The following is an 11386-nucleotide window of genomic DNA, read 5'->3' as shown; positions in this document are numbered from 1 at the left end:
ACAAAGTCTGTATTCTTAGTAAGAAAAATAGCCCCTTAAAAGACCATTGTCCGGATAAAATCTTCCTTGTCCACTTTCCTTCCTTGTCTTCGGTGGTCTTACCTTCACAGATCATATTAAAAACCTACCCTTGTAAGGTGAGGGTGGGGTAAAACGATATTTGATACACTAATCATGACTTGACAAACATCCTCTCAGAGAAGTCGGGGATCTTAAAATTTACCCTACTGCATAATCTGTAAATTGGCGTTTAAATGGGGAATGAAAACCGATAACTATATCTTGTTTGGGAATACCTAATTTTACTAAATCTTCTCCTATTTCGTTTTCTGTACCGTTGTGTTGTACCCAAATTTTACCATCTTTGATATCGAGATGTACAATACAGCCATAAACACGACGTTGATTTTTCCAACCAACATGGACAAGTTGATAATGATGATTTTGGGTATCAGAAATTAGTTGAGTTTCTATTTCTTGATCTTGGCTAGAATAGGCTGCATATTCTTGTAGAAGTTGTTGAATTATTTGTTTATATTTGGTTAGTTTATCCATTCGATAATATCCTCCGTTTCCGGTTGATAAGTAATCAGTTTTAGTTGATATCTTTTAATAATATTTTGTACCAGTCGTATGGTAAAGAAAGAGGTATAGGTATCAATGGGAACTGCTAGATAAAGTGTACGATCTGCTTCTTGTTCAGATAATGCTAACCTATAGTTGATAAATTGACCTAAAGCGGTGTGAAATTCAGAAATTGCGGATGTATTAAAAAAACTTTTAATTTCTACAGCAATTTTTTGATTTTCTCTCTCTGCTGCTAAAATTTTATCTGCACCTAAATCTATATACATATCTCCTAACTCGAAACTCACTGTATAAGGATCATGTGTGATTTTCCATCCTTGTTTTTGTAGTCCGTTTTTGACTGCGTTGTGAAATCTATCTCTTGCTGGCATAAACTAATTATATTATAACTTAATTATTTCTACACGGTTATTTTTCCATTCATCAGGCGTGGTAGCATTAAATCACGGGCTTATTTAAGTTTTTGGTTTTGATCTATAGGACTCCTATTTGATTTCTGAACAATTTCTGTTCCCTGTTCGGTGTGTTCCCTTTCCTCACTGATAATTTCTCAACTCAAATAGGATGACTATAATAGCTTGTGCACTAATATCCTAGAAGATAAAACTTTTTGATCAAATTGATGTCTTATATTTTTATTAGGTACAAGTATTGGAACTGCGATCAGGTTCAATAATATTTACAATCAGCCGCACTAGAGAAGGTGGTGTAAAAAATTCTCCCCCTTCCTGCGCTCTTGTCATGGCGAATTTGTTGAGAAAATATTCATAAATTCGCCCTAAGTTGGTCTGCTGCTTCCCATAAAGAAGATTCTAGTGAACTGATGTTAAGCATAAATGGTGAGTAACCGAGACATCCTCTGAGACTTCTATCTATATTGCCATGATTCTGATCATACTCAGAGGACTGGCTTGATTATTGACTAACTTTGACTTTTAAAATGTCCTCCAAATATAAAATCTACTGTACATTAAGAGATGAAAGATTAAATTGAGTTTTTTATCAATACCATTACAATGAGGTTTAGAGACTGGGCTACGCGAGTATTACTGATTTTCCTGATATTCACTACACTAACTATAGTGTTATCCCTAGGAATAATTACACAACGAGAAGGTAACAAAATCAACTCTAACCCACCAACAGCCGATGTGACTACAGACTGGGGCGAATATCCACAAGCACAATTACAATCCTCAAACACCTTAGAGGAAAAATCACAGGAAAAATTACAGGAAAAATCAACCGTAAATTTACCCCCACCTACTGTCACCAAGTCTGAAAATTCTAGTAGATACAGAACTACAGCAGCTTTTACCCAATATAGACCCAACTATGAAATCGCCCCAGTAGACCCCAGCAACTACGGCGATCGCTATTCTCATGATGTTAATGGCGTACCTGTGAACAATCAAGCCCTGATTGTCTTACATGAAACCGGTAATTCTGCTTCTAGTGCGGTTAACTTCTTTCAAAACCCCCATACAGATGAGAGTCTACAAGCTAGTTACCACGCTCTAATTAAACGGGATGGGACAATTATTTATTTAGTTCCCCCAAACAAACGAGCTTTTGGCGCGGGTAATTCGGTTTTTGAGAGTCCCAATGGTGCAGAAACCGTAACCACTAACCCTAGTTTACCACCCTCTGTGAATAATTTTGCTTATCATGTTTCTTTAGAAACCCCCCAGGAAGCTTGGGGTAAAAATTCTCTGCGGTCACATAGTGGTTACACACAGTTACAATATAATTCTCTGGCCTGGTTAATTGCTCAAAGTCAGGTTCCCGACTACCGCATCACTACCCATGCTTATGTAGACCGTTCTGGAGAGAGAAGCGACCCCATTAGTTTTGATAGTAATCAATTTTTACGGTTACTTCATAGCTATCGGGAACTAATTCCCACCTATCAGGCTCAAAATTAAATTTTTGATTGATCATTGAATAAAAAAGGCTATAAAGCCTTGGGTGTGTTCCCTGTTCCCTGTTCCCCGTTCCCTGTTCCCTTAGATAAAAATTACCTATTGAAAAGTTATCAAACATCGTCTAAAGTAACTTTTCCAACCAGCGAATATAGCTACTAATAGAATGGTCTTTAATCCGAGCAGATAAGAAGTTTAATTTCCATCGAGAACTTAATCTTATTCTTTGCGGAGCATAAAAATAACCTTGCCACCAACGAGGTAGAGAAGGTACGATATCAAGACCGTAGATAAAGTGATGGGTTTGGGGGACACGTTTATCATAGGACTGATAGAACTTCTTATTACCTACTTTCGGTGCGCCAAAAGTATAGACTTCAATATCAGAGAGTATGGAATTAAAATTATATTGCAGATCAAGAGCGCAGATCGTAGCTAAAGCACCGCCTAAACTATGACCAGTGACAGTCAGACGAGAAACCTGATTAGTTTGAATATAGTTATGAAGTTGATATCTTACAGACAAATAAGCATTAGCAAAGCCCCGATGAATTAAAGCCCCAGAGTTTTTACTTGCAGAGTAGGGATAGATTTGTTGATATTCAGCAATAATTCCTTTCTCAATAACCCCTTGAAAAAACTCTTTTCTCTGCTTGCAGAAATTTAAATTGGTTTTCCAATCTAAGCGGGATTCACTGCCACGAAAGACTATAGTAGTCTCATGGGTATCACTTAAAATCGCCACTTGAGTATCAGTCGCCTCTATATTAATGAGATGTGGAGGTGAAGACCAGTTAGTAAAAAAACCCGAATTAGAAATCACCTCGAACTTGTGATAAATTTCTTGAGAAGCGAGTGCCATTTTCATGGCTTTAGAATTATTAATTTCCATAGGTGAGTAGTTACTTGAGCAAAGTTTTCCGCAAGTGTTTAATATCTATTGACCACTTGACTTAATTGGCGTTAGAATATCAACTCTCAAACCCTGATTATGTCAAGTTTTTGTCATCTTATCACCTATTTAGCCCAGAAAATGCCACGTAACAAAATAATTCTCTGGGTTTAGATGGTTGACAAATTACTCATATTATGTATTTAATATATAATATTAAAAATTACTCCCACCATGCGATCGCACAGATCCTACAGGGGAACCAGAATATATAGATAGCGATCGCACAATATACCGGAATAATACCAGCCGCCATAAGTACTAGGGAAATATGGGTATTAATTTATCTCATATATTTTTAGGCTAAATGTAACCAAATAGTGGTACTATATGTTTCACATCGTGTATATAGCAATCCTAAATGATTCATGAACAATTTCTGTTCCCTGTTCCCTGATCCGGTGTTCCCTTTCCTCACTGATAATTTCTCAACTCAAATAGGATGACTATAGTTACCCAAAATACAGCACTTTTCAAGTAAATAAAGTACACACCTTAATATCATAAATCTTGTGGGGTGGGCATCGGTGCCCGCCCTTCTATACCTTAATCAGATAAAATGCGCTGTATCATCAAATAATTATACATTCTTGTATGCGATTATACCTTATTAGCCAATAATTATCATCAATGCAAGCCTCAGAAACTAAGTTACAACATATCATTGAAGGTACAATACAGTATGTAGTTCCCTTATTTCAACGAGCTTACAGTTGGAAAAAATCTGAATGGCAGGTGTTATGGGATGACATTGCAGAACTCTGCTCATTAGATCATCCTAGACCTCACTTTATGGGTTCTATTGTTACCATGCAAACCGCTTCAGGTCCTGAAGAAGGAGTAAATAAATTTTTACTAATTGATGGACAACAACGCCTAACTACAAGCTTTATTCTCCTCTGTGCTTTGCGAGATAAAGCAAAGCAATCTAGAAATAAGCAACTAGGTGAAGAAATCCATCAAACCATTCTGGTTAATCACTACAAAAAGGGTTCAGATTATTATAAATTAATGCCTACACAACTAGACCGTACAGCATTTTATCGCATCATTAATAATGAATCACCAATTGAAAATAATGTAATTTCGGAATGTTATTTATTTTTTGAAAGAAAAATTAGAAACAGCAAGTTGGAGGTTGAAAAAATCAAAAGAGTTATATGTAACAACCTCTCTGTTGTCAGTGTTAAACTTAGCAATGAAGATGATCCATATTTAGTCTTTGAAAATCTTAATGCTAAGGGAAGACCTCTTACCGAAGCTGACTTAATACGTAATTATTTCTTTATGCGGATTGATGTGGAGACGCAAGAGGAAGTTTATAAAAAATACTGGTCTCCTATGGAAGATATTTTAGGCGAAAATTTGACAGAATTTGTCCGTCATTATCTGACAAAAATTGGTAAGGAAATTAAGCAAAATCAAATTTATTTTGAAATTAAAGACCTTATTAGCAAAGGAGAAGGAGATGCAATTTCACACCTGAAAGACTTATATATTTTTGCTAACTACTATGCAAAACTTTTAAACCCTGAAAGAGAAGAAAACGAAAGTATACGCAAATATCTACATCGTATTAATCGCTTAAAAACATTTACAGTATACCCTTTCCTGCTAAATTGTTATGATGAGCTATCCCAAGATAGAATTTCGGAAGAAGATTTTGTGAGGATTTTAAAAATAATCGAAAATTTTATATTACGTAGATTTATTTGTAATATTCCAACTAGAGGTTTAAATAGAGTTTTTGCCTTACTATATTCACAGGTGAGCAAAGATTCCAATTTAGCCGCAGATAGTTTTTTAGTCCGGTTAAAATCAGATTTACAAAGCCGTAATTATCCAAAAGATGAGGAATTTAAATCACGACTAATGGATGTGAATTTATATGGTGGTGAAAATCGCTATGAAAAAGCCAAACTAATTCTTGAATCTGTGGAAGAATATTTTCAACATAAAGAGCAGGTATCTTTTGATAAGCTTTCAATTGAGCACATTATGCCACAAACTTTAAATGATTGGTGGAAACAACATTTGGGTGAAGATTGGGAGTCAACCCATCAATTACTTATTCATTCTCTAGGAAACTTAACACTTACAGCTTATAATGGTGAGCTTTCTAACGATGATTTTCCTAAGAAGCAGACTCACTTCCAAAAGAGTCATTTAGAATTAAACAAGTATTTTCATAATAAAAAATCTTGGTGCAGAAAAGATATTGAAAAACGAGGAGAATACCTAGCTGAAATTGCTTTGCAGATATGGAGTTACTTTGGTGATGAGTCAAAACCATCGCCTCAATCTCGGAGTAGTCGTAAATCTCGGAGTAGTCGTACCACTCCTAAGCTGCTTCATATATTTGAACAAGAATATCCTGTAAAAAGTTGGCGGGATGTTTTGGAAATTACATTGAATACAATTATTGATAGAGAACCTGATAGATTTAGAGATATTATAGAACAATTTCCCCGCTTTGTAGGATGGGATGAAAAAAAATTTCGCGGTTACCGAAAACTTGACAACGGGGCATTTTGTGAGGTTAATTTATCAGCAAACGACATCCGTGCTTTTTGTCAGAAAGCAATAGAAACAGCAGAAATTTCCGAGGAATGGTATTTTTATACAGTTGATGATAAGTAATGTAATATAGCATTTCCCATGCTCGTGAGGTACAAAGTTGTTTGGTTTCAGGGAACAGGGAATAGGGAACAGGGAACAGGGAACAGGGAACAGGGAATAGGGAATAGGGAACAGGGAACAGGGAATAGGGAAAAGGGAACAGGGAACAGGGAATAGGGAATAGGGAATAGGGAACAGGGAACAGGGAACAGGGAACAGGGAACAGGTAAGAAGAATTGCCGTGTGTACTGAGTCTTGTTCAAAAATCAAATAGGAGTCCTATACTACTGAAATATTACCGAGTTTTAACCATCCCCCCTAGTAAAACTGTAAATTTGCTGAGTTTCTAGGCGATCGCATATTGCCGAAGGTAGGGTATTAAAAGAGAAATTCTGACGGTCTAGCTTAACTTGCAAGTTACTTAAGGGGTCACTACCAGCAGAAATCAAAAATTCTAACTTATTCACGTAGGGTAAAGTAACTAAATTATCCAGGATTTGGAAAATTGCTTGTAAGTAAGGATGGCCATTTTGCCGATACCAATTACTATCAGCCACATTTGCTTGGTCAAAGCCCAAATGTACTGTTAAAGACGACTGAGCAAACAGCGCCAACCCCAGAGGGCGCGCTTCTTCCTGTAATAATAGATGATTTTGTTTAGCTAACAGTCGCAGTTGTTCTAAACGTTCATAGCGTTGAGTGAATAATTGTTGGTCATCTTCCCAACTAATTGCGACTGTGGCCAAGTAAGTCTGTAACAGCATATGACCCAGCTTTTGGGCTTTAGTAGCTAGGTAATAGGAATTATAATCATTAGCCTCAATCAATAACGGTAAGCGGTCAACCACTTGTAACCCATAACCCTTGAGTCCCGCAATTTTCCGGGGATTATTAGTAATCAGGCGAATTTTCTTAATCCCCAAATCCATGAGCATTTGCGCCCCCATTCCATAATCCCGCAAGTCAGCGGGAAAACCCAGACGCTCGTTAGCTTCTACCGTATCCAGACCCATATCCTGTAAAGAATAGGCTTTGAGCTTATTAATTAAACCAATTCCCCGCCCTTCTTGTCGCAGGTAAACTACAACACCTTGACCAGCGGATTCAATCATTTTGAGTGCTGCTTTGAGCTGCATCCGACAGTCACAGCGTAAAGAACCCAAAGCATCACCGGTTAAACATTCCGAGTGCATCCGCACCATCACTGTTGCATCTGGGAAATTAGCCGGGTTACCCTTGACAATGGCCACGTGTTCTGTATTATCCAGAGTATGGCGATAGGCGTAAATATCAAACTGACCGAATTGGCTAGGCAGTTTAGTCACCACCTCACGGTATATTAGGCGATCGTGTTGGAGGCGATAACTAATTAAATCCGCAATACTAATAATTTTGAGATTATGCTTTTGGGCATAATCAATTAACTCCGGTAACCGCGCCATGGAACCGTCAGGGTTTTGAATTTCACAAATTACCCCAGCCGGATATAACCCCGCTAATCGAGATAAATCTACAGCTGCTTCGGTATGTCCCGCCCGTTTGAGTACACCCCCCATTTTGGCACGAATGGGGAAAATATGACCAGGGCGGCGTAAATCTGTAGGTTTTGTGGCTGGGTTGAGGGCCACTTGGATCGTGCGGGCGCGGTCTTCGGCGGAAATTCCGGTAGTAACACCTAGTTCTGGACCCGCATCAATACTAACTGTAAATGCTGTTTGGTTAGTATCTGTGATGTTGGTTACCATTAAGGGTAAGTCTAATTCGTCCAAGCGATCGCCTGTCATGGCTAGACAAATCAGCCCCCTAGCTTGCACCGCCATAAAATTAATCATATCTGGGGTAGCAAATTGGGCTGCACCAATTAAGTCGCCTTCATTTTCGCGATTTTCGTCATCTACTACCACAATGACACGACCTGCTTTTAAGTCTGCCAAAGCAGCATCAATGGAATCAAATTTAAAGGCTGGAGTTGAAGAGACAGCACCATCAATGTTGTCCCCGGTGGTCGGTACAACCGTGGGGGAGTCGTTCCCATTCAGGGGAGTAGAATCAGTCTTTCGTATAGGCTTAGGCTTTGACACAGAAAATTCCAGCTACCAAAAGTAAATTTTTCTTACAATTTCTTCTTTATAGATTGTAGCTTGTTTATTTGGATTACAACTAAATTGCCAGACTGATCAGCTATTTTAGACTTTTCCGGTAACACTTGGGAAGCGGAATACCGGGTAACGCTACTTAAATAAATATTGATCTGTGGTGATCTTTGGAGATAAATGTTGATTTTGTCTAGTAAAAGTGTAAAATCTTGCCACAACCCAGCATTGAGGGTAATTGGTGTATTGTTGTATGCCGTGCATTTTCTAGCTGATATTTCAGAATTAACCACCTTAACTAAAAACGGATGAGGATTTCATAATTATGGGTAATTTTAGACGCGTACCTGTGGGAATTGTTGGCGCGTCAGGTTATGGGGGAGTGCAACTAGTCAGATTACTGATGGAACATCCAGAAGTTGAACTAGTTTATTTAGGGGGTGAAAGTAGTGCTGGTCGGTCTTTTGCAGACCTCTACCCCCATCTGGCTCATCTGGTTAACTTACCAATCGAACCAGTGGAACCAGATGTGATTGCTCACCGTTGTGAGGTAGTATTTCTATCTCTACCCAATGGCCTGGCTTACCAAATTGCACCCCAATTGTGTGCTAAAGGATGTAAGGTACTGGATCTGAGTGCCGATTATCGATTTAGCGATTTAACCACTTATACTAATTGGTATGGGGGACAGAGAACCGATGACACCATCGCCGCCACCGCAGTATATGGATTACCAGAACTTTACCGCGATCGCATTGCAGAAGCCCAGCTGGTCGGTTGTCCTGGTTGTTACCCCACCGCGAGCCTTTTAGCCCTCTCCCCACTACTTAAACAAGGTCTCATCGTCCCCGAAAGCGCCATTATTGATGCTAAATCTGGCACATCAGGGGGAGGTAGACAGGGGAAAATTAACCTATTATTGGCTGAGGCTGATAACTCCCTGGGGGCTTATGGTGTTGTTAATCACCGCCACACCCCAGAAATTGAGCAGATTTGTAGTGATTTAGCCGGTCACGATGTCAAAGTTCAATTTACCCCCCACCTCATCCCCATGGTGCGGGGAATTTTAGCCACAGTATACGCCACACTCCGCGACCCTGGATTAGTGCGGGATGACCTGATTACCATCTATAAAGCCTTCTATCGTCACGCCCCCTGGGTGAAAGTCTGCGATAATGGTACTTATCCCCAAACTAAATGGGCTTGTGGTAGCAATCTTTGCTATATCGGCGTAGAAGTTGACCCGCGCACTCGCCGAGTGATTGTCATGTCAGCCATTGACAACCTGATTAAAGGACAGGCGGGTCAAGCTATACAGTGTTTAAACTTAATGATGGGTTGGGATGAAACCTTGGGACTGCCCCAATTAGGATTTTATCCCTAATGTGGGACATGGGGAATTTATTTCCCCTCTCCCTACTTCGGCCCTAAACCTACAGTACCCGCATACACAGCGCGATCGCCCAATTCATCCTCAATCCGCAGCAAGCGATTATATTTCGCCACCCGTTCACTGCGACAGAGGGAACCAGTCTTAATTTGACCCGCACGGGTAGCCACAGCTAAATCCGCGATGGTAGTATCTTCAGTTTCCCCAGACCTATGGCTAATTACCGAGCGGAAACCGTTCCGAGTAGCTAAATCAATAGTTTCCAAAGTTTCCGTCAGGGAGCCAATTTGATTGAGTTTAATCAAAATAGAATTACCAGCTGTTAGCTCAATCCCCTTTTGTAAGCGGGTAGCATTGGTAACAAACAAATCATCACCCACCAACTGCACCTGAGAGCCTAACTTTTGGGTGAGTAATTGCCAATTCTGCCAGTCTTCCTCATGTAACCCATCTTCAATGGAGACAATAGGATATTCTGCCACTAATTGACCCAGGTAGTCAATAAACTCAGCGGGAGCGTGGGGTTTACCATCATAAACATACTGTCCATTTTTGTAAAACTCACTGGCCGCTACATCCAGGGCCAAAGCTACCTCCTCCCCTGGTTTGTAACCAGCTTGTTTAATCGCCGCTACCAATAATTCTAAAGCCACCTGATTTGACTCTAGGTTAGGAGCAAAACCCCCCTCATCTCCCACACCAGTCAGTAAACCTTTGTCATCTAACACCTTGCTGAGAGTAGCAAACACCTCCGCACCCCAGCGCAAAGCTTCCCGGAAAGAAGACGCACCAATGGGGACAATCATAAACTCTTGAAAATCCACATTATTTGCAGCGTGTGCGCCCCCGTTAATCACATTCATTAAGGGTACAGGTAACAAATTCGCCAACGGTCCGCCTAAGTAGCGATAGAGGGGAATCCCCAAGGCCTCCGCCCCGGCTTTGGCTCCTGCCAAGGAAATGGCTAAAATTGCATTAGCTCCTAAATTGGCTTTGTTAGGGGAACCATCTGTAGCGAGCATCGTCCGATCTAACAGTTCTTGGTTTAGCACATCCAAGCCTAGTAATTTTGGTGCTAATACCTGATTGGCATTTTCTACCGCTTTGAGTACCCCCTTACCACCATAGCGGCTTTTGTCCCCATCCCGCAACTCGTGGGCTTCAAATGTCCCGGTGGAAGCACCACTGGGAACCTGAGCTACCCCCACAGCACCACCAGCTAGATGTACTTCCGCTTCCACTGTCGGCCTCCCCCGGGAATCGAGAATTTCCCGGGCTACAATGGCTTCAATTGCAGTATCAATAAATTTACTCATCCGTGCTTCATCCTTTTTGCTCAGTCTGTCGTTAGGGTTGAACTATTACAGTTTATTCATAACCCAATGGTTAGCATAAGGGGTACTGGGGCAAATTCCACTCAGATTAAACAAGATTTCCAATGTGGGGACTAGGTGGGGCGATCGCTTTGCCCCCATTGTCTGATATCCTACTAAGTAGGATTAAGGATATCCTGGAATTTGCCCCTTTCTTATTTTTTCCACTATGCAAGTCAAAAAACAACCCATTTATCAGTTCCTAGAAGGCAGAAATAAAAGTTTTGTCATCCCTGTATATCAAAGAGATTATGCCTGGAAACAGAGCAATTTATATAATATAGCAACCGCCAAGGTAATTAGGACATTCACTATTCCCTATCCCCTATCCCCTATTCCCTATTCCCTACTCACTATTCCCTACTCACTATTCCCTGTTCCCTGTTCCCTGTTCCCTGTTCCCTTAAAACCATAATGATGATGTCCTAACCAATATGTCCGTTGCTATA

The 11386-nt window shown here is 40.1% G+C and carries 9 protein-coding genes and 1 pseudogene; 4 read left to right on the top strand and 6 right to left on the bottom strand.

Annotated elements, in window-relative coordinates; translation table 11 throughout:
- Positions 1-219: 219 nt before the first annotated feature.
- The 3 genes and pseudogenes from NWP22_RS04475 to NWP22_RS04465 form a co-directional block, all read right to left on the bottom strand.
- Positions 220-555 carry a XisI protein gene (locus NWP22_RS04475; RefSeq protein WP_271733403.1) on the bottom strand — a complete coding sequence of 112 codons (336 nt, stop codon included), beginning with the start codon at positions 553-555 and terminating at the stop codon, positions 220-222.
- Positions 543-959, bottom strand: coding sequence for a XisH family protein (locus tag NWP22_RS04470; protein ID WP_271733402.1), 417 nt, complete (start codon positions 957-959; stop codon positions 543-545). The genes NWP22_RS04475 and NWP22_RS04470 overlap by 13 nt, the downstream gene beginning before the upstream one ends.
- 267 nt (positions 960-1226) lie before the next feature.
- Positions 1227-1367 (bottom strand): annotated as a pseudogene (locus NWP22_RS04465) (N-6 DNA methylase); the annotation flags it as partial.
- Between the two features lie 237 nt (positions 1368-1604).
- Here NWP22_RS04465 and NWP22_RS04460 point away from each other — a divergent pair.
- Entirely contained in the window at positions 1605-2513 is a 909-nt protein-coding gene (locus NWP22_RS04460) for a peptidoglycan recognition protein family protein (protein ID WP_271733401.1), read from the top strand.
- A gap of 121 nt (positions 2514-2634) precedes the next feature.
- Here the strand turns inward: NWP22_RS04460 and NWP22_RS04455 are convergent, their stop codons facing one another.
- Entirely contained in the window at positions 2635-3402 is a 768-nt protein-coding gene (locus NWP22_RS04455) for a lipase family protein (protein WP_271733400.1), read from the bottom strand.
- Between the two features lie 690 nt (positions 3403-4092).
- Here NWP22_RS04455 and NWP22_RS04450 point away from each other — a divergent pair.
- Entirely contained in the window at positions 4093-6102 is a 2010-nt protein-coding gene (locus NWP22_RS04450; protein WP_280801572.1) for a DUF262 domain-containing protein, read from the top strand.
- 284 nt (positions 6103-6386) lie between these two features.
- On the opposite strand, the gene ribBA is transcribed toward NWP22_RS04450, so the two are convergent.
- Complete coding sequence (gene ribBA, locus NWP22_RS04445) at positions 6387-8162, bottom strand: bifunctional 3,4-dihydroxy-2-butanone-4-phosphate synthase/GTP cyclohydrolase II (RefSeq protein ID WP_280801571.1); 1776 nt, start codon at positions 8160-8162, stop codon at positions 6387-6389.
- A gap of 337 nt (positions 8163-8499) precedes the next feature.
- Here ribBA and argC point away from each other — a divergent pair, with 337 nt between their 5' ends.
- The gene (gene argC, locus NWP22_RS04440; RefSeq protein WP_271733396.1) at positions 8500-9558 is read left to right on the top strand and encodes an N-acetyl-gamma-glutamyl-phosphate reductase; all 1059 of its coding nucleotides are present in this window, start codon (positions 8500-8502) and stop codon (positions 9556-9558) included.
- A 32-nt stretch (positions 9559-9590) separates the two neighbouring features.
- Here argC and eno read toward each other — a convergent pair whose 3' ends face one another.
- Positions 9591-10880, bottom strand: coding sequence for a phosphopyruvate hydratase (gene eno, locus NWP22_RS04435; protein ID WP_280793678.1), 1290 nt, complete (start codon positions 10878-10880; stop codon positions 9591-9593).
- 226 nt (positions 10881-11106) lie between these two features.
- On the opposite strand from eno, the gene NWP22_RS04430 reads away from it, so the two are divergent.
- Positions 11107-11352: a hypothetical protein gene (locus NWP22_RS04430; RefSeq protein ID WP_280793677.1), complete on the top strand. Its 246-nt coding sequence runs from the start codon at positions 11107-11109 to the stop codon at positions 11350-11352.
- The last annotated feature ends 34 nt before the right edge of the window (positions 11353-11386 follow it).

Source organism: Anabaenopsis tanganyikae CS-531 (assembly GCF_029891675.1).
Classification (GTDB): domain Bacteria; phylum Cyanobacteriota; class Cyanobacteriia; order Cyanobacteriales; family Nostocaceae; genus Anabaenopsis; species Anabaenopsis arnoldii.
Note: the sequence above shows the minus strand (reverse complement) of the source record. Positions and strands in the feature narration are given on the sequence as shown.

Bases quoted from the DNA above. Each gene is read 5' to 3' on its own strand.
- NWP22_RS04475 (WP_271733403.1), bottom strand. From the start codon at position 555: ATGGATAAACTAACCAAATATAAACAAATAATTCAACAACTTCTACAA.
- NWP22_RS04470 (WP_271733402.1), bottom strand. From the start codon at position 959: ATGCCAGCAAGAGATAGATTTCACAACGCAGTCAAAAACGGACTACAA.
- NWP22_RS04460 (WP_271733401.1), top strand. From the start codon at position 1,605: ATGAGGTTTAGAGACTGGGCTACGCGAGTATTACTGATTTTCCTGATA.
- NWP22_RS04455 (WP_271733400.1), bottom strand. From the start codon at position 3,402: ATGGAAATTAATAATTCTAAAGCCATGAAAATGGCACTCGCTTCTCAA.
- NWP22_RS04450 (WP_280801572.1), top strand. From the start codon at position 4,093: ATGCAAGCCTCAGAAACTAAGTTACAACATATCATTGAAGGTACAATA.
- argC (WP_271733396.1), top strand. From the start codon at position 8,500: ATGGGTAATTTTAGACGCGTACCTGTGGGAATTGTTGGCGCGTCAGGT.
- eno (WP_280793678.1), bottom strand. From the start codon at position 10,880: ATGAGTAAATTTATTGATACTGCAATTGAAGCCATTGTAGCCCGGGAA.
- NWP22_RS04430 (WP_280793677.1), top strand. From the start codon at position 11,107: ATGCAAGTCAAAAAACAACCCATTTATCAGTTCCTAGAAGGCAGAAAT.